25 protein-coding genes and 1 tRNA gene are annotated in these 25270 nt (G+C 41.5%); 15 read left to right on the forward strand and 11 right to left on the reverse strand.

Annotation, left to right across the window (positions count from 1 at the left end; translation table 11 throughout):
- Positions 1 to 462 precede the first annotated feature (462 nt).
- The 6 genes from RMZ42_RS12170 (at position 463) to RMZ42_RS12195 (ending at position 6411) form a co-directional block, all read left to right on the forward strand.
- Positions 463 to 1179, forward strand: coding sequence for a heme oxygenase (biliverdin-producing) (locus tag RMZ42_RS12170; protein ID WP_322667120.1), 717 nt, complete (start codon positions 463 to 465; stop codon positions 1177 to 1179).
- Positions 1180 to 1564: 385 nt separating this feature from the next.
- The gene (locus RMZ42_RS12175) at positions 1565 to 1738 is read left to right on the forward strand and encodes a hypothetical protein (RefSeq protein ID WP_322671681.1); all 174 of its coding nucleotides are present in this window, start codon (positions 1565 to 1567) and stop codon (positions 1736 to 1738) included.
- Positions 1739 to 1852: 114 nt separating this feature from the next.
- Positions 1853 to 2950: a dimethylsulfone monooxygenase SfnG gene (gene sfnG / locus RMZ42_RS12180; RefSeq protein WP_322671682.1), complete on the forward strand. Its 1098-nt coding sequence runs from the start codon at positions 1853 to 1855 to the stop codon at positions 2948 to 2950.
- A 151-nt stretch (positions 2951 to 3101) separates the two neighbouring features.
- Entirely contained in the window at positions 3102 to 4310 is a 1209-nt protein-coding gene (locus RMZ42_RS12185) for an SfnB family sulfur acquisition oxidoreductase (RefSeq protein ID WP_322671683.1), read from the forward strand.
- Between the two features lie 478 nt (positions 4311 to 4788).
- The gene (cobW, locus tag RMZ42_RS12190) at positions 4789 to 5829 is read left to right on the forward strand and encodes a cobalamin biosynthesis protein CobW (protein WP_322671684.1); all 1041 of its coding nucleotides are present in this window, start codon (positions 4789 to 4791) and stop codon (positions 5827 to 5829) included.
- Positions 5830 to 5940: 111 nt separating this feature from the next.
- Complete coding sequence (locus tag RMZ42_RS12195; RefSeq protein WP_322671685.1) at positions 5941 to 6411, forward strand: ABA4-like family protein; 471 nt, start codon at positions 5941 to 5943, stop codon at positions 6409 to 6411.
- A gap of 68 nt (positions 6412 to 6479) precedes the next feature.
- Here RMZ42_RS12195 and RMZ42_RS12200 read toward each other — a convergent pair whose 3' ends face one another.
- The 3 genes from RMZ42_RS12200 to RMZ42_RS12210 form a co-directional block, all read right to left on the reverse strand.
- Positions 6480 to 6695 carry an acetyltransferase gene (locus tag RMZ42_RS12200; protein WP_322671686.1) on the reverse strand — a complete coding sequence of 72 codons (216 nt, stop codon included), beginning with the start codon at positions 6693 to 6695 and terminating at the stop codon, positions 6480 to 6482.
- A gap of 277 nt (positions 6696 to 6972) precedes the next feature.
- Positions 6973 to 7281 (reverse strand): DUF3181 family protein, encoded by a 309-nt coding sequence (locus tag RMZ42_RS12205; RefSeq protein WP_322667128.1) that lies wholly within the window; start codon positions 7279 to 7281, stop codon positions 6973 to 6975.
- Positions 7282 to 7400: 119 nt separating this feature from the next.
- A complete protein-coding gene (locus tag RMZ42_RS12210) occupies positions 7401 to 7658 on the reverse strand; it encodes a hypothetical protein (protein ID WP_322667130.1) in 258 nt (85 codons plus the stop codon).
- A 128-nt stretch (positions 7659 to 7786) separates the two neighbouring features.
- Here RMZ42_RS12210 and RMZ42_RS12215 point away from each other — a divergent pair, with 128 nt between their 5' ends.
- A complete protein-coding gene (locus tag RMZ42_RS12215) occupies positions 7787 to 8458 on the forward strand; it encodes a Uma2 family endonuclease (protein ID WP_322671687.1) in 672 nt (223 codons plus the stop codon).
- Between the two features lie 161 nt (positions 8459 to 8619).
- Here RMZ42_RS12215 and moaC read toward each other — a convergent pair whose 3' ends face one another.
- A complete protein-coding gene (gene moaC, locus RMZ42_RS12220; RefSeq protein WP_322671688.1) occupies positions 8620 to 9126 on the reverse strand; it encodes a cyclic pyranopterin monophosphate synthase MoaC in 507 nt (168 codons plus the stop codon).
- Between the two features lie 34 nt (positions 9127 to 9160).
- On the opposite strand from moaC, the gene RMZ42_RS12225 reads away from it, so the two are divergent.
- Positions 9161 to 9234: transfer RNA gene (locus tag RMZ42_RS12225), tRNA-Arg, on the forward strand.
- 32 nt (positions 9235 to 9266) lie between these two features.
- On the opposite strand, the gene RMZ42_RS12230 is transcribed toward RMZ42_RS12225, so the two are convergent.
- The 3 genes from RMZ42_RS12230 to RMZ42_RS12240 form a co-directional block, all read right to left on the reverse strand.
- A complete protein-coding gene (locus RMZ42_RS12230) occupies positions 9267 to 10520 on the reverse strand; it encodes an MFS transporter (RefSeq protein ID WP_322671689.1) in 1254 nt (417 codons plus the stop codon).
- A gap of 233 nt (positions 10521 to 10753) precedes the next feature.
- On the reverse strand, positions 10754 to 11767 hold the full coding sequence (locus RMZ42_RS12235; RefSeq protein WP_322671690.1) for a glycosyltransferase family 2 protein: 1014 nt from the start codon (positions 11765 to 11767) through the stop codon (positions 10754 to 10756).
- 14 nt (positions 11768 to 11781) lie between these two features.
- A complete protein-coding gene (locus RMZ42_RS12240; RefSeq protein WP_322671691.1) occupies positions 11782 to 12510 on the reverse strand; it encodes a C40 family peptidase in 729 nt (242 codons plus the stop codon).
- A 9-nt stretch (positions 12511 to 12519) separates the two neighbouring features.
- Here RMZ42_RS12240 and RMZ42_RS12245 point away from each other — a divergent pair, with 9 nt between their 5' ends.
- A complete protein-coding gene (locus RMZ42_RS12245) occupies positions 12520 to 13452 on the forward strand; it encodes a serine hydrolase (RefSeq protein WP_322671692.1) in 933 nt (310 codons plus the stop codon).
- Positions 13453 to 13821: 369 nt separating this feature from the next.
- Here RMZ42_RS12245 and RMZ42_RS12250 read toward each other — a convergent pair whose 3' ends face one another.
- The gene (locus RMZ42_RS12250; RefSeq protein ID WP_322671693.1) at positions 13822 to 15462 is read right to left on the reverse strand and encodes a metallophosphoesterase family protein; all 1641 of its coding nucleotides are present in this window, start codon (positions 15460 to 15462) and stop codon (positions 13822 to 13824) included.
- 162 nt (positions 15463 to 15624) lie between these two features.
- On the opposite strand from RMZ42_RS12250, the gene RMZ42_RS12255 reads away from it, so the two are divergent.
- From RMZ42_RS12255 to RMZ42_RS12270, 4 genes are read left to right on the forward strand one after another with little or no spacing between them, the layout of a single operon-like run.
- A complete protein-coding gene (locus RMZ42_RS12255; protein WP_322671694.1) occupies positions 15625 to 15771 on the forward strand; it encodes a hypothetical protein in 147 nt (48 codons plus the stop codon).
- The gene (locus RMZ42_RS12260; protein ID WP_322671695.1) at positions 15741 to 16493 is read left to right on the forward strand and encodes a sterol desaturase family protein; all 753 of its coding nucleotides are present in this window, start codon (positions 15741 to 15743) and stop codon (positions 16491 to 16493) included. The genes RMZ42_RS12255 and RMZ42_RS12260 overlap by 31 nt, the downstream gene beginning before the upstream one ends.
- Positions 16490 to 17098: an acyl transferase gene (locus RMZ42_RS12265; protein WP_322671696.1), complete on the forward strand. Its 609-nt coding sequence runs from the start codon at positions 16490 to 16492 to the stop codon at positions 17096 to 17098. The genes RMZ42_RS12260 and RMZ42_RS12265 overlap by 4 nt, the downstream gene beginning before the upstream one ends.
- Positions 17098 to 18621, forward strand: a complete 1524-nt coding sequence (locus RMZ42_RS12270) for a GH3 family domain-containing protein (RefSeq protein ID WP_322671697.1) — start codon at positions 17098 to 17100, stop codon at positions 18619 to 18621. The genes RMZ42_RS12265 and RMZ42_RS12270 overlap by 1 nt, the downstream gene beginning before the upstream one ends.
- Before the next feature lie 114 nt (positions 18622 to 18735).
- Here RMZ42_RS12270 and RMZ42_RS12275 read toward each other — a convergent pair whose 3' ends face one another.
- Together RMZ42_RS12275 and RMZ42_RS12280 are read right to left on the reverse strand one after the other, a co-directional pair.
- Entirely contained in the window at positions 18736 to 19083 is a 348-nt protein-coding gene (locus RMZ42_RS12275; RefSeq protein ID WP_322671698.1) for a hypothetical protein, read from the reverse strand.
- 80 nt (positions 19084 to 19163) lie between these two features.
- Positions 19164 to 20648 carry a CIA30 family protein gene (locus RMZ42_RS12280; protein ID WP_322671699.1) on the reverse strand — a complete coding sequence of 495 codons (1485 nt, stop codon included), beginning with the start codon at positions 20646 to 20648 and terminating at the stop codon, positions 19164 to 19166.
- Between the two features lie 238 nt (positions 20649 to 20886).
- Between RMZ42_RS12280 and RMZ42_RS12285 the strand changes: the two genes are divergently transcribed.
- Entirely contained in the window at positions 20887 to 21687 is an 801-nt protein-coding gene (locus tag RMZ42_RS12285) for an RMD1 family protein (protein WP_322671700.1), read from the forward strand.
- 203 nt (positions 21688 to 21890) lie between these two features.
- Positions 21891 to 22412, forward strand: a complete 522-nt coding sequence (locus RMZ42_RS12290) for a type IV pilin-like G/H family protein (RefSeq protein ID WP_322671701.1) — start codon at positions 21891 to 21893, stop codon at positions 22410 to 22412.
- Between the two features lie 283 nt (positions 22413 to 22695).
- Here the strand turns inward: RMZ42_RS12290 and RMZ42_RS12295 are convergent.
- Positions 22696 to 25270, reverse strand: a 2575-nt coding sequence (locus tag RMZ42_RS12295) for an ATP-binding protein (RefSeq protein ID WP_322671702.1), incomplete at its 5' end; no start/stop codon positions are given.

Below are 25270 nucleotides of genomic sequence, written 5' to 3' on the forward strand. Positions count from 1 at the left end.
TCTTTACGTAATAATACTGAATTTTCCTTTCTAAAATTGTAAATCTTTGATAAAGTCAGTATTGGTTTTTACTTTATTAGTAAAGTCTCCACATCTTAGCTGATTATTCCTTTTCTGCCGACAATTTTCGTTTTGATTTTTATCTGTATTAGTTCACACTTGATAATGCTATTACCAAATAAGTATGTAATAAATATTACTTTTGGTAAATCGCAAAATTTTTCATCCAAGCTGAGAATGAAAGCAAGATTCAGCTAATAACAACAAAAAATCAAAATCTAAAATCTAAAATTCTGTTCTCTTAGCCTTATCGCTGTGTAAAAAACTACAAAATCATTGCAGCTTAAAAAATTTTAATATAAATTCTCATCAAATAGTTTTAAGGTAACGTTTTAATGGCCTTTTTAGCCGTTAGTAAATCAAAACTCCGGCAGTAAACTTTTTAAAGTTGAGAAATTTAGCATGAGCAGCAATTTAGCAACCAAATTACGTGTAGGCACTAAGAAAGCCCACACAATGGCAGAAAATGTTGGTTTTGTCAAGTGCTTTTTAAAAGGAGTAGTGGAAAAAAACTCTTACCGGAAACTTGTTGCTAACTTCTACTTCGTCTACTCAGCGATGGAAGAGGAAATAGAAAAGCACCGCCAGCACCCAATAGTTTCTAAAATTAACTTTCCTCAGCTAAACCGCAAGCATAGCTTAGAGCAAGACCTAAGTTATTACTTTGGTGCAAACTGGAGAGAGCAAATCAAACTATCTCCCGCAGGTGAAGCTTATGTACAGCGCATCCGAGAAATATCTGCTACAGAACCGGAATTGTTAATCGCCCATTCATACACTCGTTACATAGGTGACTTATCCGGGGGACAAATTCTCAAAAATATTGCTGTAACAGCGATGAATTTGTCTGATGGACAAGGAACAGCCTTTTATGAGTTTCCAGAAATTCCTGATGAGAAGGCATTCAAAACCAAATATCGGCAAACTTTGGATGAATTACCCCTTGACGAGGCGGCAACCGATCGCATCGTTGATGAAGCTAACGCCGCCTTTGGCACGAACATGAAGCTGTTCCAGGAATTGGAAGGTAATTTGATCAAGTCGATCGGTGTGATGCTGTATAATAGTCTTACACGGCGTCGTACACGTGGTAGTACTGAACTCGTCACAGCTGAGTAATCGTGTTGAGATTGCGGAGTATGGTGTGTGGAGTCATAAATTCAGATAGCCTGATGAAGGATAATTCATAGGTGTTTCTGACAAAAGAGCGATCGACGCTCAAAATATTTAGGGGCAATAGCCTTGTGACTGCTTTTGAGATGTGAAAGTAAGCATGGGGAGATTGCCCCTCAATTTTGATTGGATTGGGAATTGGGAAGATAAGTATCTGGATTCAAAATCCCAACCAAATTTTGAAATATTTTCTAGTTTAGTAGTTTACACTACCACATTTATCAGTACCGATGCTTTGTCGAGTTCTGACTGAATCAGGCTGATAACCAGCAAATATAAAATAATAAAATACTCAGTAAAAGTCGGCAGTATTCCAAAATGGAATACGGAAATGGAATTTAAGTATATCGAGTCACGACATCGAAAAAATTGTCGCGATCGAGTCCGATTAATTAAAAACTACGGTAATACGATCGAGTTGTGGTATATTACCACCATCAGAAAATTGTCTACTTGTAAACTCAGAATAGTTTTCAGCCGCTCTCAAGCTTTCGATTTTGACTAAAATTTTGCCCGATCGAGTTTTAGCTGATTTGTTAGCGATGACAAATTAGGCTTTGTTACATCACTTGCAAAGTGAGAAAAATAACCAAGCAGTTTCAATTACAAACGCACAATTATGGTAGATATTAAGTTCGCATACTGGATTCCCAACGTTAGCGGGGGGTTAGTTGTGAGTAAAATTCCCCAACGCACAGATTGGACTTACGAATACAATGCTCAACTAGCTCAGACGGCTGAAGAAGTTGGATTTGAATATGCTCTAGCACAAGCCAGATTTATCGCTAGCTACGGCGCTGAGTACCAATTAGAGGCATTAACAACCGTGTCGGCTCTAGCTCCTGTCACCAAGAAATTGAAATTGATTGCAGCAGTTCACCCTGGATTGTGGCATCCGGGAGTAGTTGCCAAAATGGGTGCAAGTATTGATTTTCTCTCTAACGGCCGATTTGCTTTGAATGTAGTTAGTGGCTGGTTCAAAGATGAATTCACTATATATGGTGAACATTGGTTAGATCATGACGAACGCTATCGTCGTTCAGAGGAATTTATCCGCGTTCTCAAGGGTTTGTGGACTGAGGATGAGTTTCACTTTAAAGGCGACTTTTACCGCATTAACGGCGGTTGGGTGAAGCCTAGACCAATTAATCAGAATCCTCACCCGGAGATATTCCAAGGTGGTAACTCCAAAGCAGCGCGGCGCATGGCTGGCCGCGTCTCTGATTGGTATTTTATGAATGGCAATACCATAGAAGGCGTGAAAGAGCAGATTGCAGAGGTGTCTGAATTAGCGAGTCTTCAAGGACGCACAATTAAGTTTGGTTTGAATTCCTTTATCATCGTGCGAGATACGGAAGCAGAAGCGCATGAAGTATTGCGCGATATTATTGCCCAAGCTGATGTGGAAGCGGTGAAAGGATTTGGCGAAGCAGTGAAACAGGCGGGAGCTTCAACTCGTGAACGTCAGGGAATGTGGGCGAATTCCAATTTTGAAGACTTGGTGCAGTATAACGATGGTTTCCGATCGGGGTTGATTGGTACGGCTGAACAAGTAGCTGAAAAGATTCGCCAGTTCCATGAAGCGGGAGTCGATCTAATTCTTGGTGGCTTCTTACACTACACAGATGATTTACCAGCATTTGGTAAGACAGTAATACCAATTGTGCGCGAACTTAAATCTAATCCTCGGACAGCTGATGAGTTGGTTGGAGTGTAGATTAACAGCAACATACTTTGTCGGAGCGGGTTTTGTGGATTGAAGCTGTTGTAGATAACAGCTATATCTGAACGGCACTAAGAAAAATCCAAAGGCTGTCTCATAGTAGTGGCGATTATGAGTCACTCAATCACAATCAAGGAGTTTTACTATGACATCAGTAATTGATGCTGACCAGAAGGCGCATATTATTCAAGATGACAAAGAAGCGATCGCGATCGCTCACGAATTAGCAGCTGAGTTTGCCAAGGGAGACTCAGAACGCGACCAAAATCGGCGTTTACCTGCTGAGGAAGTAGAAAAGTTCTCCCAGAGCGGATTGTGGGGAATTACAGTCCCGAAAGAGTATGGCGGTGCTTTTGTATCGAATGCCACCCTCGCAGAAGTAGTTAAAATCATCTCCGAAGCCGACTCTAGCCTCGGTCAAATTCCCCAAAACCATCTCTATATGGTGGAAGCAGTCCGGTTAGATGGTACAAATGAGCAGAAGAAGTTTTTCTTTGATTTGGTTCTCCAAGGTAAACGCTTCGGTAACGCCTTCTCGGAAATTGGCACTAAGTCTGTGACTGATGTCCAAACAAAATTAACACCAGATGACTCTGACTTCGTACTCAACGGACGTAAATACTACTCTGCTGGGGCACTATTGGCACATTGGGTTCCCGTGATTGCCAGTAATCCAGATGGTAAGACAGTGGTGGCATTTGTCGAAAGAGATGCCGAAGGATTAACCCTACTCGATGATTGGACAAGCTTCGGACAGCGTACCACTGCTAGCGGCACTACGATTATTGAAAATGTGAAAGTTAAGGCAGAACACGTGATTCCGCACTACTTGGCTTTTGAAAGGGCAACACCAATGGGTGCGATCGCCCAAATCATCCAAGCCGCCGTAGACGTGGGAATTGCTAAAGCAGCAGTCCGTGACACCATCTACTTTGTCCGCAACCATACTCGTCCTTGGGTTGACAGCAATTTAGAAAAAGGCTACGAAGACCCCCTGACGCTCTATAACTTAGGCAATGTCCAAATTCAGGTTCACGCTGCGGAAGCATTGCTGCGACGTGCAGGTGAGTTTATCGACATCGCCAACGAGTCAGGCTTAGAAGAACCCAAGGTAGTTGAAGCATCAATTGCAGTTGCCGAAGCCAAAGCCTTAGCCACCGAAGCATCACTACTAGCTACCAACAAACTGTTTGAACTAGCAGGTACTAAATCCACATTAGAAGAATTCAACTACAATCGCCACTGGCGAAATGCTCGTGCTCACACACTGCACGATCCCGTCCGTTGGAAATACTACGCTGTTGGTAACTACTTCCTCAACGGCGTCTATCCCCCGCGCCATCCTTGGTTGTAATTGCAGCATTTTCTACTGGGGTGAAGCTTTCAGAATTAACATTTACCAGAATGCTTTACCCCTGATAAGAGACTTCCAAATAAAAAAATATCCCATCGCTTTGACGGCAGGGGGGCAGGGAGCAGGGGGAGAAAAAATCATTTTGACTCAGTGAAATTGGATAATTTATTTCTTGGAGTCCCTAAATTTATTGATTTGTCATCCCGTTCAATCAAACTCCGCCAAATATTAGCGGGTTCTTCATAATTTTTCACTTATTCGGCAGATGTTGCTTTTTGTTTCAACTCCTCTACCGTTTGTGCAACACTGATTTCAGGAATTAAAGCCAAGCCTAAACTCAACAATAACGGGAATATTTTCCGGCTTACCATAGACTTTCAGCTTAAAATAACTAAGTCAATCTTCAAACCAAGCTTAATCTCAGTATTTAAGTTTGTAACCTGTAAAACTTCTCATACTGAGTAAATCAGGCAAAAATATGGCAACGAAAATTCCTGTCACAGTGATTACAGGCTTCTTAGGTAGTGGAAAAACCAGCCTAATTCGCCACCTGCTACAAAACAACGAAGGACGGCGTATTGCCGTTTTAGTCAATGAATTTGGCGAACTCGGTATTGATGGCGAATTGTTAAAATCTTGTCAAATTTGCCCCGAAGATGGTGAGGGCGACACTAATATCTTTGAATTAACTAACGGTTGCTTATGCTGCACTGTGCAGGAAGAGTTTTACCCGACGATGCAAGAGTTAATCAAGCGACGAGATAGCATCGACTGCATTTTGATTGAAACTTCTGGTTTAGCTTTACCAAAACCACTGGTGAAGGCTTTTCGCTGGCAAGAAATTCGTAACGCCGCCACTGTAGATGCAGTGATTACCGTGGTAGATTGTGCGGCGGTTGCAGCCGGGACATTTGCTAGCGATCCAGATGCGATCGCAGCCCAGCGACAAGCAGATGATAATCTAGAACACGAAACACCTTTGCAAGAACTGTTTGAAGACCAACTTGCTTGTGCAGACTTAGTGGTGTTGAATAAAATTGACTTGGTAGATGCCGAGACAAAAGCCAGAGTTGAAGAATTGATTAAGCAAGAGTTGCCCAGAGTGGTGAAAATTGTTGAGAGCGATCGTTCTCAATTAGACGCATCTATATTACTAGGATTCCAAGCCGCAGTCGAAGACAATTTAGATTCTCGTCCTAGTCATCACGATACTGAAGAAGACCACAATCACGATGAAGAAATTACTTCAGCTAATTTAATTTTGGATCGTACCTTTGACCCCGAAAAGCTGCAACAGCAGTTGCAAACATTGGTACAACAACAAGAAATTTACCGGATTAAAGGCTTTGTCGCAGTACCTAATAAATCCATGCGCCTAGTGATGCAAGGCGTGGGAACCCGATTTGATAAATTTTACGATCGCCCTTGGAAACCAGAAGAAGCTAGGCAAACGCGGTTAGTTTTCATCGGGCGTGATTTGAATTCTTCAGAAATTGAATCACAGCTTGTAGCTTTATAAGTATACCCTGATTCCTGACTTCTTTGAAAAGTCGGGAATCTATCTCTTGAAGTTAATTCAAAACGAAAGCAATAATAACTTCAAATTGCTAACTCATCACTTTAGACAAATATGACGATTTCTCAACTATTTAATATTGCCAATCTTTTCGTATTGCCATTTTGGGCATTGATGATTTTATTGCCTAACTGGAAAGTCACACGGTCGATAATGTCATCATATTTACCCTTTGTGCTGTTAGCTGGGGCATATTTGTATTTGTTTATCAACAGCATTACGCCAGAAAATGCTCAAGCTTTATCGAATCCTCAATTAGCTGATATTGCACGATTTTTTGCAGACGAAACAGCTGCGGCAACAGGTTGGATTCATTTTTTAGTGATGGATTTATTTGTCGGTCGCTGGATTTATTGGGAAGGACAGAAAACAGGTGTTTGGACAATTCACTCTCTAGCTTTATCTTTGTTTGCTGGGCCTTTGGGGTTACTATCTCACATCTTGACTGACTGGATTACTAAGACATTTTTTCCGAAGTTTCAGCAGAATGAAGGAGTGACGGCAGGAGAAAAAGCTGCGTCATAATCTTACACATAATAGGGTAGCACTGCTGTGCTACCCTATTATTTAGTAGTTACCTGATTTTAAAATCATTAACCGTTGTCGTGTCTATAGTCAGCATCTAACCAACAGCGTGGTAAAACTTCACCTGAAGGAAAAACGAGATTTTCTTTTTTAAAGCTTTCAGGTTGCTGTTCTTCTTGACCTTCTTGGTCTTTTGCGCGAACAACATCATTATTCGGGTCAATTAATTCCTGAATTTCAACAATTTTTACCAATTCGCCACTATCTTTGACTTGTAAAAGCATAGAAATTGCCTCAATGAGTTTGCATGAAAGTTCAAAGCGAGTCTCAACATAAACTCGCTCAAATCTAAACTGATTTTGAACGCGGAGATTCCTTAATTGTTAAAGGAAATTTTTATCAGACCACACAGAAATTACACGAGATTCATTCTATGTGTATCTGTAGAGTTAATATTTATAAAATTGATACTGCAAACATATTCCTCATTCACAAGAGAAACTCGAATCAGGAAATGCTGATTAACAAAATTGTCTAGCCAAGATAAGTTTGTTTTATCTATTAGAAATCGCGTTGATATTTTTCCAAAATATCAACTAATGTTACCTGGCATTGTAGGGGTAGTAAATCGATTAAAGGAACTTCACGTTTCCCGCCGCCAATTTTTACTGGAATCGCTCCCAAGACTTGTAAAACTCGGTCTTCATTGACAGCGTTGGAAGTAATTAAGGGATACAGTTGCTCGGCAACAACTGTATGCAGTTTGGCATTAGATAAATAAAGATGCCATTTGGCAACATCTATATAGACGTTTTCGCCAATTTCAGCTGCTAGGGCTTCTAGTAGTTCTGTGGTGTTAGTCTTAGCCATAAAAATAACCCTACATTAAGAAAAAGTGCGAAATCTCAGGCTTTTTTATATTATGGCTCAATTAACAGGCTAATCCTACTACCAGAAGTTACAATCGCCCTAGCATGAGTAATCCATCTTCAGGTGGATTTTGGTGGAGTTTCGGTGTAGTTAGCGATCGCACTAATATAAATCAGATGTGCTAACACTATTCCCGTCCAACTTAACGTTACCAAAGGCAGCCACTCCCAAGTAGTGTCTTTCAAAATGTGGAAAAACCACAACCCGGAATTAATACAAGCAGCAATCGCCACATGGATAGCAAAATTCATCCGGTCATCAATCTTGCGGTAATCAGGGTCTTTGCGATCGGGTTTGCGAGGCCAACGAGGAGGCATAAATATTTGTTACAGATTTAAATACACCCTACTCATTCTAAGGTTTTTGGTGCAGTCGTTGCTATTAGACTTCTAGAAGCAGTCATAATTGAATTGCAAGTCAAGCACAGCTAGCTGGGTTAAATCCTATGACTATCTTTGGGCAAATAGACTCCGATCTGCTTTATCCCGATAGTGACGGCAAACCAATGGCAGAAAACACAGAACAGTATCGTTGGATTGTCTTAATTAAAGAGAATTTGGAGATTCTGTTTGCTAATAATGACAATATTTTAATTGTAGGCGATTTACTTTGGTATCCTGTCCGTTCCCAGCTGATTACACCGACTGCACCTGATGTGATGGTTGTCTTTGGTAGACCAAAGGGCAAACGTCGTTCCTATCGTCAATGGCAAGAAGACAATATTTCACCGCAAGTAGTCTTCGAGATTCTCTCCCCTAGCAACGATGCCAAGGAAATGGATCGGAAGTTAGAGTTTTACGATACTTATGGTGTTGAAGAATATTATTTGTACGACCCTGAAAGTTTTCAACTAGATGGCTGGTTGCGGCAAAACAACCATTTGAATAAGCTATGGCAAATGGATGGTTGGGTCAGTCCCCGTTTAGGAATTAGATTTGATACGGGGCAAGGAGAGTTAGTAATTTACCGTTTAGATGGACAGAGATTTTTGAACTCCCTGGAACTCAATCAACGGGCAGAACGGGCTGAGTTTTTATTAGAACAAGAACGCCAACGTGCTGAACAGTTAGCAGCATATTTGCGTAATCTCGGCATCGATCCTGATAATCTTCCGTGACTGGGGAGCAGAGGAGCAGGGGGGCAGAGGGGACAAGGGGACAAGCTGACAAAAGTTTAGAACTTCCAACAAGTCTTTCCCCTTGTCCCCAAGTCCTCTTTCCTATGCCCAATACTTCGACTTCGCTCAGTACAAGTGCCCAATGCCCAATAGCTAGCTTATTACTCTGCCGACGAATAATCTCCAGATTTACCGCCACTCTTACTTATTAAACGAATTGATTCAATTTGAATCGATTTTTCTAAAGCTTTTGCCATATCGTATAAAGTCAAAGCAGCGACAGAAACGGCAGTTAAGGCTTCCATTTCTACACCGGTTTCAGCTTTGGTTTTGACTGTGGCTTGAATTTGATAACCCGGTAGTTGGGAATCGGGTATGATTTCGACTGCGATTTTTTGCAAAGGCAACGGATGACACAGAGGAATTAAAGTGGCTGTTTGCTTGGCTGCCATAATTCCAGCCAATCTTGCAGTTGCCAACACATCCCCTTTTGGCACATTTCCGGCTTGAATGGCAGCGAAGGTGGCTGGCAGCATCCGCACCTGAGCAGCTGCTACTGCTTGGCGAATGGTGGGTGCTTTATCAGACACATCAACCATCTGTGCCTGTCCTTGGGGATCTAGATGGGATAAGGAAGCAAAATTAGCTGGAAAATTATCTTGCGCCATTTGGTTAGAACGTGTTAATATAGATTGTCGGTGAGGGCGTGTAGCTCAGTGGACTAGAGCACGTGGCTACGGACCACGGTGTCGGGGGTTCGAATCCCTCCTCGCCCGCTTTTAAAGAGTTGAAAGTTAGGAGTGATGAGTTAAATTTCATCGCTCCTAACTTTTAAGTTTTTCAAGGCGTAGGCATCTGGAGCTAGACCTAGTGCAAAGCGCAGTGAGTTGGATAGGTTTTTGCTTGAATGGGTGAGGAAGAGGATAAGTGCTAAAGAAGTAATTGCAGCACCGTAGCCAAACATATCGCGGTAGCCTACAAGTTCTGCGATAATACCCAAAAGAGGAGCAGCGATCGCAACTCCCAAATCGAGTCCAGCTATGCAGATAGCAAAAATTTTCCCCCGTTCTTGCGGCAGTGAGCGATCTGCCATCATAGTAACCATCATCGAGAACAGTGTACCACCACCAGCACCTTCAGCGATCGCAGCCAGTAAGAAAACGATCGGGCTGTAAGCCTGCCACAGCAGTATTAACGCTAAAACGTAGCAAAAAATCCCAAAGGTAATAAACAAACCCCGCCCTAAGCGATCGCTTGCCTTACCAGCAAATATCCTAATACTAAAACTAGAAATCGCCGCAGCTGTAAAAAACAGTCCGCCATTGAAGTCCACTTCAGTGGATTTGAGGAACAACGACACAAAAGTATGTACAGCACCAAGGGACAAACCAACCAGCAACATAACTAAAGTTGGAACTCTCACCCGTGGACTGACCAAAATTTGCCAAAAGTTGCGAGCTTCTCCCTCTGTCTGCTCCTGCGTTTGCACTGGCGGATTCGTAACTTGTAAAATCCCTAAGAAGGCGACAAAACCCAATTCAGCAGATAACAGAAATAATATCCCGTAACCACTTGTAGCTTCTAAATACCCTCCTAAGGCAGGGCCAATTGCTAAACCAATGGGAGTTGCTAGGGTCATGTAACCAATGATTTCACCACGAGTTTCAGTGGGAGCTAAATCTGCGACTAAGGCACTGTAGCCAGTGGTAAAAGCGGCAACACTAATGCCGTGAAAAATCCGCACCAAGATTAATAACCCAATAGATCGGGTTGCCAAGTAACCAAAGGGTGCGATCGCAGCTACGATCGTACCAATCAACAAGACAATTTTGCGATCGCGTTCATCGGCTAACCGTCCCAGCATTGGGCGAGAGAGCAATAAACCAATGGCGAAACTGCCCATGACAATCCCAATTTCTTGCTTGCTTGCGCCCACATCATCGATGTAAAGCGGTAGAGTTGGTAAAAGCGAAGACATACTTGACCAGAATAATAAACCTGCCGTAAATAAAATCAGCAGGTTACGCCGCAGTTCGGCATTAAATGTATTAAATGCTTTCAAGGTAGATGCAATTTAACTAGTTTTTTGTCATTTGTCATTTGTCATTTGTCATTTGTCATTTGTCATTTGTCTAGAGTCAACCAATATTTACTGTTAATTATTTGCTAATGACCAATGACCAATACTTCGACTTCGCTCAGTACAAGTGCCCAATGCCCAATGCCCAATGCCCAATGCCCAATGCCCAATGACCAATGACCAATGACCAATGACCAATGACTACTATTGTTACCTTACTTAACATTTTTTGCTACCACCTCTCGCACGCGATAGATAGGCCGTCCTTGGGATTCGTGATATGTACGCATGAGTAATTCTGCCAAGAGACCGAAGCAAAACAACTGCACTCCTGTTAGTAGCAGGAGAACTGCTAAAATCAGCAGAGGGCGATTGCCAATCATCTGGCCTAAAGCTAATTTTACGAAAGTCAAGTAAATTCCGATCGCAGTGCCCGAAAACATTGAAATCAAGCCCAATAACCCAAAAACGTGCATCGGACGGGTGAGGAATTTTTTCATAAACAGAATGGTTAACAAATCCATCAATACCCGGAATGTCCGCCAAATTCCATATTTACTACGACCAAAGCGGCGGGCGTGATGACGTACAGGTATTTCGGTAATTCTAGCTCCTTCGATGTACGCCAAAGCGGGTAAAAATCGGTGTAATTCTCCGTAGAGGTTCATATCTGCCAAAAGTTCTGCACGATAGGCTTTCAGCGAACAACCATAGTCATGAATATTCACGCTAGTGGTGCGGCGAATTAGCCAATTGGCAATTTTGGAAGGAAGTAATCGATTTACAGCCCCATCTTGGCGTTTTTGCCTCCAACCACTCACCAAATCGTAACCTTCGTCCAGCTTTGCTAATAACATCGGGATATCAGCCGGATCGTTTTGGAGATCGGCATCTAAAGTAACGATCGCTTTACCGACTGCATAATAAAATCCAGCAGCCATCGCCGCCGTTTGTCCGTAGTTGCGACGCAAAATCACCGCCTTTAAATCAGTACGAACTTGCGCCTGTTCTTTGAGAAAATCCCCAGAACCATCTGTAGAACCATCATCTACACAAATGATTTCATAATTTACCTGACTAAAAGATAAAGTAGAGGCGATCGCTTCTAGTAAAAGCGGCAAACTCTCCACCTCGTCATGTATTGGTACTACCACCGAAACATCTGGGACAATTGCTGAAATCGCCCCATTTTCCCCCATTACCCCTTGATCGATCAACCCACTCCTCATAAGCCTCAGCATCCTCAGCGTCTCTGTGGTTCGTAACTCTTAAAAACTCTACCAGCACCTCGCAGCTGCTGATAGTACGACTGACTAACCGCATCTCCCTGTTCCGAGAGAATATCAATTCCGATCCCATTCCGTCCCTGTTCTTTTCCAGAACTATGGATATAATAACCATCGGCCAAATAAAGCCCGACATGGGTGGCTTTTTGGCTAGTTCCAAAAAATACTAGATCCCCGGCTGCTAATTCTGCAATCGTAACTGGTTGAGTGAATCCTTCCTGTTGATAGGCATCTCTAGGTAGCCAAATACCCACCGAAGCAAACGCCGCCTGCATCAACCCAGAACAGTCATAATTTGGCCCAACCGTACCACCCCAAAGGTAATAATTTGATTGTTGCATCGCTTTTTGGGTAAAGGCGATAATCTCTGCTAGGAGTTTTTTAATCTCCGATTCAGAAAATGTTGCAGCCTGATAAGGTACAGTAGCAGATTGTAATGAATCAAAATCTGAAACAGATACCCATCCCGGATAGTCATCTTCACATAAATACACCTCAACCGCCAAATTTTGATGATTTGATGTTAGCCACAAATGTCTCCCAGATGCAGCTTGAGTTGCTAAACGCGTACATTCAGGAGAATCATATAAATTCAGATCAGCTAAACACTGATACTCCCCTGGTTGTGGATTTTGGACTTCGGCTTCGCTCAGTCGAATCATTTTGGATTTTAGATTAAAGGACATTATCAGAGAATGATTTTTTTTAATAAAGACGAACAACTCGAAAATCTTGGGTTAGGCATTTTAGATGCAACTTGGGCAGCATTTCCAACCTTAGCGCGTAACCAAATTGCCTTGACTTGGGTTGTTTACGATCCACCAGTGCGAGTCAATACTGGTGGGGCGCTGACTCCTAACGCTTTTTGGGATCACCCAGTTCGTGGTTTCACTTATCGCGGTGTTGAGCGGATTTATCCTGCTAGTGTAGTCAAGCTATTTTATCTGGTAGCGGTAAACGAATGGCTAGAAAAAGGCATGAGTCAAATCTCCAAGGAGTTGGAGCGAGCTTTGCAGGATATGATTGTCGATTCTAGTAACGATGCTACCAGCTTGGTTGTGGATATTTTGAGTGGTACCACATCAGGGCCAGAATTACCAATCGGCCCCTTTGAAACCTGGAAATATCAGCGTAATATTGTTAACCGCTATTACCAATCTTTGGGTTGGGAAGAAATGGAGACGATTAACGTCTGTCAAAAAACTTGGGGTGATGGCCCTTATGGACGGGAACGGGCGTTTGTGGGGGAGTTACTAGAAAATCGTAATATGTTAACCACAAATGCGATCGCTAGGTTACTGCATAGTATTGTAGGTGGAGTGGCGGTTTCAAGTACGCGATCGCAATCAATGATGGCTTTACTGAAACGTCCTCTCAAAGATTTGTCCTCTGACGGCGAGGAAAATCAGGTGACAGGTTTCTTAGGCGGTGGACTGCCTGAAAATGCTCAAATTTGGTCAAAGGCAGGTTGGACAAGTCAAGTTCGCCATGATGCAGCGTATATTGAATTACCAGAACAGCGCCCTTATCTTTTAGTGGTATTTACTGAAGGGAAAGCCCAAGCTAAGAATCGGGATATTTTGCCTTTTGTTTCAGGGCGAGTTGCCGATGCGATCGCTAGTCTATGATTTTAGGATTTACGCAGAAGAGATACCCCATTTTTTACTTGTCGTTAGCCATATTTTTGTAACAGTCAAAGTATTGCGCTCACCCGATATCCCGCCCAGAACTTCAGTTCTGGGCTGATAGCTAAAGTCCACTCAAGTGGACTGAAATTCTCTATTTTAGATATGATAGCCATCTATATGGCTGGCTAAAAATTTGGCTTTGCCTAATTGCGGTATGAATCCAGATGTAGAGACGTTGCAATTGCTAGTCTCTACAAGAATTTTAATATCATGCAAAATCATTTTCATACATGAAATCATTTAGTCCTCTTGAGAGGACTTTAGCTATTAGCCTGGGAATTTATTCCCAGGCGGTAAGGGTAAGGATGACTATTTCAACTTAAATTCGTCAAACTTTAATACTTCCGAATCAAGCTTACGAGTATCAAAACGATAACTACTTATCGTACCTGCCCCCGTATCAAAAATACTGAAAACCGTAATCTCATTACTCGCAATATAAGGCATCGGCTTGCCATCTTCACCCAGTAAAGGGGCAATTGTTGGCACTATCGGTTCTAACCCATTGGGATCGCCAAGCTTAACATAATCCTCTTGATATCCAATTGGTACTTGTCGTTTTCTATCACCCCAAGCAGCACCGTAAGTATTACCCACATTAGATGTCTCCAGAAAGTGCATTCCACTGGGACTAACAAAGCGGTTCCACAAATGGGAATGCCCATAGAATACCAATTGCACATTAGCTGCTTCAAGTATTGGGACAATATCGCGAATAATATAATCTGCGTCTTTGGGATACTCGTAACGCACTGCTTTGATTTTGCCGCCATCCCGTTCAATTATTTGAACTGGCTCTGTATAAGCAGGAACTATATTATCACCCAAAGTATGGGGTGGATGATGGAACATCACAACTTTGTATTTTGCTTGTTGAAACTCAGGGCTGTTAAGTTCCGACTCTAGCCAATTATATTGTTTGCTGCCTTTAGCAAGTGGCTCATAAATTACCTGTCCATAACCCCAATCTTCAGGATTATTTAAATCCTTTTCTGCTTCTCGATATCTACCCTTAAACTTTCCATCTAATTTGGGAGTCCGCCACATATTCGTAATGTAAAGTACCACCAAACGCGTATCACCAAAACTAACTGCATAATACCTTTTTCCACCCTCTTTACTTTTTGGTAAAGAGAAAATCTCTTCATAGGTATTAGTATTAAAAGAATTATCGATTAAAGATTTATCTGGGTAGATTCTTTGAGCAACGACACGGGGAATTGTATCATCAAATTCATCATTTAAACTCCCTGTCCTAGCAAACCGCCCCATCACCTCATGATTGCCAATGCAAGTAAACATGGGTGCATGTTGAATTATTTGTCCACCAGTGTAGGTTGTTTTAACACCATCATGCGTCATTTCATATTTAGCACGACCTTGTAAACCAGGAAACAATGCACCGCCACCATTATCATCAAACCATTCTGAGGCGCGATCGCTAACATTGACCAAATCGCCGGCAAACCACACGCCATCAACTCGCCCCACTGTTTCTACCATCTTTTGCAGATTTGCCGCTGTCATCGGCTTTAATTGATGATCTGAGGTCAGTAGAATTTTTAGTGGTGTATCTGATTTGGGAGTAGCTGCAAGGCTGAAAACACCACTGTCTACACTTTTGCCATCTTCTTTCACACTCGTGACACGATAGTTAACCCGCACACCAGGAGTTAACCCAGTTACCTCAGCCTCATGTCGCCAAATGTCTCGCTGGACGGGTTTTTGATAAACTTGTCCGTCTTGGGTTTGGTTTGCAACTCTTGATTGTTGGTCTTCACGTGTGCGACTGAGTTTGGTAGTACTTGCCCTAGCAGTTTGTTTGAGATTTTCGCCGTAGGTTACTGTGTGATTAACACCAGCAAATTCAGTAAACCAAACTACTTGCACTGAAGTTGCAGTTGGCAATTGCAAAAATGGGTCGGTGAGCAGTTGGGGTGCTGATGTCATAATTGTTTGCCCAAATGAACGCACACCTACCAGAGTAAAGCATATAACAAGCATAAGTATCGCTACTGAGGAAATTGTTAGGCTGCGTAAGCGTCTGAGCATGAGTAACACACCAAATTTTAGGGCGATCGCCGACTGAACGCATTTTATTATAAGAAATATGTGGAAAATCCCGAACAATTACTCCAGCAGCTACCGGATTTATTAAACCGTCAGCAGCAAGTAAACCAGACAGGGCAATTAGTTGCTAAATTCAATATCAGTGTGAGTAATCAAAAGTGGAAATACAAACTTTTTCCCAACTACTAATTTTTGGCTCTTTTATCGGATTAGTTGGTTGGACTATTACCAATCAAATTGGCAGAACTCAACTTCAAGTTAAATGTCATGAAGATTGGTTGCTAGATGGTACAGGGCTAATGATTCAAGGAATTTTGATTCCTTTATTACAAGCTACTTTCGTTTATTGGCTTTATCAAAATTTATTACTAACTCAGCAAGGAGATTTAAAATTATCATTAATTCCGACTTTTCTTATCAGTTTTGTTGTCGTTGATTATTTATATTATTGGAATCATCGTTTATTACATACAAAATATTTCTGGAAGATTCATCAAGTTCATCATACTGTTACTCAGATGGATGTATTAGGAACTTCTCGCAACACACTTTGGACAAGTTTGTTAATTATTTATTTATGGATACACACTTTATTTTTGTATCTTTTAGCCGATCCTACAGGTTATGTACTTGGAGTGAGTCTAACTTCTGCCTTAGATTTATGGCGACATAGCCGCTTGATAATTCCTGAAAATAACCGATTTTATCAATTTTTATCTTCTTGGTTAATCTTGCCACAGGATCATGCTTGGCATCATTGCCGTGAAATCCACAATTATAACTATGGAGCTAATCTGAAAATTTGGGATAAGTTACATGGGACATATTATGAAAGCCAAAAAATGCCATCTATAATCGGAATTCCTAGTTCATTAAACTTGTTCCAAAAACTTTTATTCCCATTTTCATGACTGTTCTAAGTAAAATACTTTTGTTTTTTCCCGGCTTTATATTATTGCTAACTGGAGCAGCAATAGTTTATCTCGCATATTCACCCAACATCTTCAGCATTCTGGGGGTATTCCTGTCTATTTATGGGCTACCAGTGCTAGTTTACCGCTTGCATGAATGGGTTTATCCTGTGCGGGAAGGTATTAGTTATCTACAAAATAAAGAATATAATTCCTGGTGGGGTAGTCATCAAATCCAAGTAATTTTTATTGCAATTCCAGTGTTGGAAGCAGTGTTGCGGTTGATTCCAGGGGTGTTTTCCTGTTGGTTGCGATTGTGGGGTGCTAAAGTGGGGCGAGATGTATATTGGACACCAAGTTTAGAAATTGCCGATCGCAGTTTATTAGAAATTGGCGATCGCGTCGTTATCGGGCATCGTGTCGGTATCTATTCTCATGTCATTAAACCCCGTAAGCAAAATTTAATGTTATATGTTAAAAAAGTCAAGATTGGCAGCAATGTTTTTGTGGGAGCCGGATCTAATCTTGCTGCTGGTGTAGTCATTGCTGAGGGTTCTTATGTACCAGCAGTCAGTAACCTTTATCCTAATCAAAAGGTGCAATAATGCGTCCGATTATTCAGCTTTTTGGGCAAATTATCGCACCAACGGCGAGACGATTTTATCAAGCTTTGGATAACCCAGAGTTAACGCAGACATTTGTACAAAAGGAAATTTGCGATCGCCTAATCAAAAGTGAGTATGGTAAAACTTTGGGGATTCATTCTGTAAACGATTGGCAGCGTGTACCAATTGTAGATTATGATACACTTGAACCTTACTTAAATCAAAAACAGCAGCAAATTTCCCTGACACCAGAACCCATTTTGTTCTATGAAAAAACCTCTGGTAGTAGTGGAGCAGTAAAATGGATTCCTTATACTCAATCTTTGCGGCGATCGTTTAATCAAATGTTCTGTGTATGGGCACACGATCTGATTGTACATGGGCCGAAATTTTCCACAGGCAAACTTTATGCTTGTATCTCGCCGCAATTAAATGTAGCTGATAGCCAAACTTTACAAGATGATTTAGATTACTTAGATGGCTGGTTGCGTTGGTTTTTGCGTCCTTGGTTGGTGATGCCAAATAAACTTAATCGGCTACATGATGTGAACTTGTTTAAACATCAACTAGCTTTGGCATTATTAGAGGCTGAAAAACTAGAAATTATCTCTATTTGGAGTCCTAGTTTTCTACAAGTACATTTAAGATATATTCAAGAAAATCAGAATTTATTGCGAGGAGAATTACACAACCGGATTTCGCATCATCGCTTGCAACTCCTCACTGAAAGTAATATTCCCTGGATGCAACTCTGGCCAAATTTGAAGCTGATTTCTTGCTGGGATAGTGCCAATGCAGCAGATCAAGCGCAAGGATTACGTTTGCAATTTCCAGGTGTATTAGTTCAAGGTAAAGGACTACTCGCAACGGAAGCACCAATGACGATTCCGTTGATTGTAGCTGGGGGATGTGTGCCGGTTCTCGATGAAGTTTTTTTCGAGTTTGAGGATGAGACTGGTTGCCTACATGGTTTACACGAACTCAGCACTGGTAACGAATACACGGTTATTTTATCCCAAAAAGGAGGATTGTATCGTTATCGAATTGGCGATCGCATTCGGGTAACTCATTACTATCGCCACACTCCCTGTTTAGAGTTTCTCGGACGACATCAAGCCGTTAGCGATTTGGTGGGAGAAAAGTTGCAAGAAACCTTTGTAAATAATGCTCTGACTCTGCTGAACTTGCAAGAAACTAATTTTAAAAGCTTGATACCTATTGCCGATCCTCCACACTATATTCTATTACTAGATTCGGCAACACAAACCCCAGAAATTATTGCCGAACAGATGGATCTGGCTTTATCAGAATCGTATCATTACAAGAGAGCGCGATCGCTCGGTCAACTTGCACCACCACTAGTTTTAATTTCTAGTCAAATTCCTGAAATATTAGTTTCGCATCGTATGCGTACTGGAAGTGTCTGGGGAGGTATTAAACATCCAATTCTGGCAAAATCACCTATTAGCATTGAACTTTTACAAGAATTGAAGTTGAAAATCGCCGTCAAGACGAAAGACTGATTATTGTAGAGACGGCGATTCATCGCGTCTCTTGCCTTAAATAGTACAACAGTGTTCGTTTTTAATTTTTAATTCCGCCTTGCAGTACTAGCCTTTTAAAATTTGATTAAATATTTAGCGTGATTCTAATTTAGCAACTCGTTCCTCTAATTTATTAACTTGTTGCTTCAATTCAATCACCAAAGTTGCAAGCCGATCGAACATTGGATCTTGCTGTGATAAGTTCCTTCTAGAACCAGTTGATTGTCGTGGGGTAAGTGTTGTTCTTGAAGATGGAGACTGCCGAGTTCTACCTAGCTGAGACTCTAGCTGATTTAACCGCGACTCAACACGATTCAAATCCGCTTCCAGATTGTAGATGCGGGACTCTACTTGCTGCGATGAGGCAGTTTTAGAAAAAAAACTGCCCCAGATAATTGTTGCGAAAATCCCGGCGATTACTAGCACCTTGATTTTTTTCATACCAATAGCTGACTTGTGATAACAGCCTATCTAACCAAACTTTGTTGGGATAATCACAGACTTTTTAGTCTGTGGATATTTCATCTCTTATCTGGTTGTAAGTTAGAAAATAAACTCTGCCAATCGATATTGACAGTATTTTCTCCCTGTTTAACCTCAAATGTGACGTTAGATGCTGTTCCTAGTTCTAGCGCTTGCACGCAAAGTTCTGCCACATCCTCACGGCTGATTTTGCCTCGAATATTATCACCTTGCTCAAATATTAATTCCTTACCACCTATGTCTTCAGTTAAGGCACAAGGTCTAATAATTGTATAAGGAATTCCGCTTTCTCTTAAACTATCTTCTCCCTTCAACTTCCAAGTTAAAATTCCTCCCAATTGGTCATTTAATTTCACTGCTGGCGGTTCTTCATCTAAATTAATGCCAGGACGACCGGGACGAGTGACACCTGCTGAACTGACGAGGATAAATTGTGGTAAACTTGCCCCCCCATAAGCTTTAATTGATTCCAACTGGAAAGTAAAACCACCTGGGGAAAATTTGGGATTTAAAGCGCCATCATGTTCAAATTTGCTCAACATCAGTTGGAATGAACAAATTCTACTTTGCTCAATTGGCGGCGCATCTTTGACAACTTTTGCCCGAAATACAGGAATCAAATCTGCAAAGGGAACCTGAATATCTATCCAAGTATTAGCTACAGTATCGAAAGAATAGCTATAGCCAACACCATCCCATGTTGTATCTGTCCGCAGAAAGATTTTATAGCGTTGACCGTCACCTTTGACACGCAATTTTACACCTTCATAACTAGATAAGTTGAAGGGTGGATCAAAATTCTTAGTTCTGACAGAAGCAAATCCGCCAGAGTTAGCAGTGGAGACATTACCCGCAAATAAAGCTGTATTTTCTACTAATTGGATATTACTGGCACTCACGCCACCCATGACAACATCATCCAACGCTCCCCAGTTATCTTTTAATTCTGCTGATGGCTTGGTGAAATCAAATATTAGTTTTTCGTTTGCTTGAGGTAAATATTTTGCCGCCGCTTGGACTAAGTTTTTGACTCCTTGATATTCTACATTTTCGGGAGTATCACCAACAATTTCTGGCTGGTAAAATTTAACACCTTGATAATATTTAGCTCTGTCTGCTGTGTCTCCCTCAACTGGTTGTACGCGTACTGCTGTGCAACAAATTACAGCTTGGATATCAGAAAGAACTAAAGGAGTTAAAGTTTCTGGTTGCGTGATATCCGCAACTACTAAATCGATATCATTACCAAGAATTGACCGCGCTTTGTCAATATCTCGAACTAGAGCACGAACTTTATAACCTAGTTTACGCGATCGCTGCACTACTCGTTTACCGACACCGCCCGTTGCACCTGCTACTAATATTACACCCACATTTCTTCCTCCATTGGGTCTATATTGATTATCCTTAGGACGACCTTGGATTAATTGCTGTACCCAGTTAAGGAAAGGAATCACCTCAAAGTAAGTCAGGGTTTCGATAAACCTGCCTAAGTCCCATTGAGAACGATTTTTGTCAGTCATATTTGCGTCCTCATAACTTTATTCACTCTAACAATTTTGGGGGGAGTGACGAGTAATGTAATTCCATTACTTGAAAAGCGCTGTAATTTATTTAGAGCGCAAAAATATCAAAAACACGGTGTAGGCTGTAGGGGAAAGACGAAATGGTAAGCTGAAATTGTAGTTATCTCCGACAAAGGCATCAATTAGTATCGTTACCAGAGCAGTAAAGCAGGCAAAATATAGCTTCCGGGCAATAATGCAAAAACTCCTTTTTAATGACAAAGATAGATTTAGAGCGCAGGCCCTATTCCTTGGTAAAGGTATTAACTTACAGACGCTGGATAATTACGTTTCCTTGGCGAGTATGCCACTAATGATTAGAGCCGGTGAAGAAGGCTACGCAGTATTGTTGGCTTATGGTGCAGTTGTCCTGTTTAACCTTGAGCCTGGAGAAAAGGTAGCCTTTTTGACCAAACTATCCTCTCAAATCAGCGGCCCTTTTGCCGACCCAGAAACAGAAGAGGTAGAAGTTCATCTCAGTATTAGTGAGAGTGAACGAGCCAAAGAAGGAAAAATTTTACTGCATGAATTGAGTATAGAACGCTTGCAGATAGTGGCTGATATTCTCGCCAAGAGTGTTGTGTTGTCTCACTATGAAACCAGCCTAGCGACTGTATTCGATCAAATTGAACCGTTTGCAGCTAGTCTCCAGCGTGAAAACAGAAGTAGACAACAAAGCCGGGAATTACTGCGTCAACTTGGGACTACTCTATTAGTTCAACATAAGATTGTAGGTCAAGTAGAGATTATCGATAAACCAGAGTTGCTCTGGGAATCTCCACAGCTAGAAAACTTATATCTGCGCTTGGAGGATGAATACGAAATTCGTGAGCGTCACCATGCTCTGGAACGTAAACTAGAGCTAATTGCCCAAACCGCTCAAACGGTGCTAGAGTTCATGCAGCATAGCAGTAGTCAGCGAGTAGAGTGGTATGTGGTGATTCTGATTGTGGTAGAGATTCTGCTGTCACTTTATGACATCCTTTTCAAAAACTAATTTTAAATTTGGGGTTGTGAGATGGCGAGGGAGCGATCGCAACTACTCAAAATTCAGTGCGAGAAATCGCTCCTTAGAACGACACTATTAATAAGTTGCAAGCTTGGCTACGAACTGAAACTAGGCAGAAAACAGCAGCGATCGCCTTGCTTGATAATGCTAACTTGAAGTATCAACTCCTTCTCAAGTCGTATATGTTAAATATGACTAAGCTAAATGACCCTACCAAAATTAACTTTAAAAGAATCTTGTTGCTTGTTGGACTTGGAGGATTACCGCTTGGGATTTTAACTATTTTTATTCAAGTTCCACCAAGCTGTGGCTGTAATAATAGCAGTAAAATTACAATTGGAAGTTTTATTAGGGCACAACAAGCATATTTTTCTGAAAAATCAGTTTTTGCTCAATCGTATAGCTTGTTAGAGCTTGGAGATGGAGATAGACCAGCAGCTACAACCCACTATCGATATTCTGTAGAAATGGGTAAGAATAAGTCATTTATATATGCAACGCCGACAAAAGAGCTACCGACTGATTTATTGAAATTAGGTCTGACAAAAAAGGGTTTTAACAGCCTTGTAGGTGCAGTTGCTTACGATACACAAAACAAAACTACTGTTTCAATAATGTGCCGTTCCGAGAAACAGACTTTAGATGAACCTCCCAAACCTGTTTTCAAGCAAGATAAGTTTAGCTGCCCTATCGGTTTTCAAACTATCAACTAAGATGGGTTGATGAAAATCGCTAATTCTATTTTTTTATTTGTTATAAACTAATGAGTGATATCATGTCCGCATAATTAGTTATGATTCCCACAATCATTGCACCCCGCCCCAACCCCCTCCCTGCAAGCGGGGCTACCGTGTATACACAAGTTGAATTACCCCCCTTAATCCCCCCGATGCATTGGGGGGAAACCGGAAAATCCAGTTCCCTCCCCTTTGCAAGGGGAGGGTTAGGGTGCGGTAAAACCGATATTTACCACTACCCAGCAATGTTCTTGCTAACTTACTGACAAACTGGAATACGGATTTGAAACTCCGCTCCCTCGCCGGGTTCTGAAGTGCAAGAGAGTGAACCACCATGTTTTTCGGTAACGATTTGGTAGCTAATCGACAAGCCCATACCTGTTCCTTTGCCCACAGGTTTTGTGGTAAAGAAAGGATCGAACAGGCGACGGCGAACAGGCTCTGGTATACTCATCCCATTGTCTGCAATCCGAATTTCAATTTGATGAGCATCAATTTGTTCAGTGTGAATAGTAATGGTTGGAGTTGTAATTTGTCTTTGATTGTCCGTTAATGACTCTTCCAAAGCATCGATCGCATTACTCAACACATTCATAAATACTTGATTTAGCTGCCCTGCATAGCATTCCACTTGGGGCAAATTACCGTAGTGTTTAATAAGCTCTATACCGGGACGATCTGACTTGGCTTTGAGGCGATGTTGGAGAATCATGATGGTACTGTCAATGCCCTCATGAATATTAACAGCTTTAATTTCGGCTTCGTCCATGCGTGAGAAAGTTCGCAGAGAAGCGACAATTTGCCGAATTCGGTCTGCCCCAACCCACATAGAAGATAGTAGCTTCGGTAGGTCTTCTAGCACGAATTCTAGATCGATCGCCTCTGCTTCTGACTGAATCTCTGAATGGGGAGATGGGTAATGCTTTTGATAAAGTTCCAGCAGTCTTAGCACCTCTTGGGTGTAACTGTTGGCATGGGTCAGATTGCCAAAGATAAAATTGACTGGATTGTTGATTTCGTGAGCAACTCCAGCTACCAGTTGCCCCAAGCTCGACATTTTCTCGGTCTGCACAAGTTGAGCCTGAGTTTGTTGTAGTTTATACAGAGATTTTTCGATTTGTTCGGCTTTTTCTCGCTCTCGCGTTTCGGATGCTTGCAAAGCTTCATTTTTAGTTTCGAGTTCTTGTGATTTAGCTTCGAGTTGTTCTGAGTAAGCTTGCAAGTTGGTGTAAAGACGGGCGTTGTCGATCGCAATCGAAATTTGTGCTATCAACAGACTCAGCACATTCACCCGTTCTGGGGTAAAAGCACCAGAAATAAGATTATTTTCCAGGTAAATAATCCCAGTAAACTTGCCAGAGTGAATCAGCGGCAAACACAAAATTGACTTGGATTGGTAAGTGGTGATATAAGCATCAGCCACAAAACGAGAGTCTTTAACAGCATTGTCTAAAACCAGATTGTTTCTAGTTCTTTCCACATAGTTGCATAAAGCAACCGGGAGTAAGAATGAATTAGTTTTATCCTCTGTGTTTACAACAACGCTAACCTCCTTACCTATAACTATTCCCGTCGCTTCTAATATCCATTGATTCTCGTGCTTGGCAATAAAGTAACCTTGTTGAGCGCCAGCATTTTCGACGACAATCCTCATCAATTTTTCGAGCAGGTGATTTAGCACCATTTCTTCTGACAGCACCTGTGCAGCTTTCATCACTGTCATAAAGTCAAGAATGTGAGCGTTTTCTGTAGTCGTAGAGCTTGTTTGAAGAGTGTGTAGGTAATTCGTTTCTGTTTTTTCTGTGTTTGACCGCAAAATTAATTGCGGATAGCGTGCTTCTAAATCTTTGACTTTAGCAACAGCACCCCAATGGCTGTAGGCGTAGTAAGCATTTGTCATGTATGTTTGGGCGATCGCTTCTTTACGCCATGACAAATAGAATTTGGCTGCGAGTTCGTGGGCGATCGCTTCTTCGTTGATATACTCGTTTTCTTTAGCAAGTGCGATCGCCTTGTCATACATCTCAATCGCTTCGATTTTTTCGCCTAAAACCCGATGCCGTTCTGCCTCTACCAAATAGAATTTGTGTAAATGATTCATTGGGGCATAATCCGCCCATTTTTGGATTTTTTCTTGATTAGCTTGGACGCGATCGAGGATGGCCTTTTGCTCTGACTCTGAGCGATCGGCATATACTGCTAGCCGTACTAAAGAATCGTAAAAATTTAATACCGGAACAAAGGGCATTCCTACCACTACATCTAAATACTTCTGGGCTATAGCGAGATTCTCAATCGCTTCCGAGTAATTTTCAAACCAATAACAAAGCAAAAATTTGTTCAAATATATGTAGCCAACTCCCCCGTTGTCGTTTGCTTGCTGGTGCAGTGGCAACCCGATCTGTTCATCGCAGGCTTCACCCTTAAGCAGGCAGGGATTTTCACTTTTTCCCAGTAGATTTAAGGTAGCCTGCCAATAAATTTCTATATAATTAAGCGCTGTTTTTTGCTTAATTTTATGAATAGCATCTCTGTTTCTTGCTATTTCTCTTTCAAGAACAGTTAGTTCTTTACCGCTAAAGTAAGCTAAACAGGAGTACTGGAATAGACTATAGCCTGCATATTCTAAATCTCCTGTCTCCATTCCGCTAGAGTAACCTGACAGCAAAGGCTCTAAGCTTTCTTTCAGATGCTCTTTCCAGTGTCGGATAAATAGATTTACGATAAAAACTGTCTTGGCTTTGATTTCTTGAGCATTTAACTTTGACACTAGATTTAAAGGCGTTGCATAAATGCGGGATGAATCATGGAAACACGGGTATTTCTCTATACTT

The organism is Nostoc sp. DedQUE05 (genome assembly GCF_034530955.1).
GTDB lineage: Bacteria > Cyanobacteriota > Cyanobacteriia > Cyanobacteriales > Nostocaceae > Nostoc.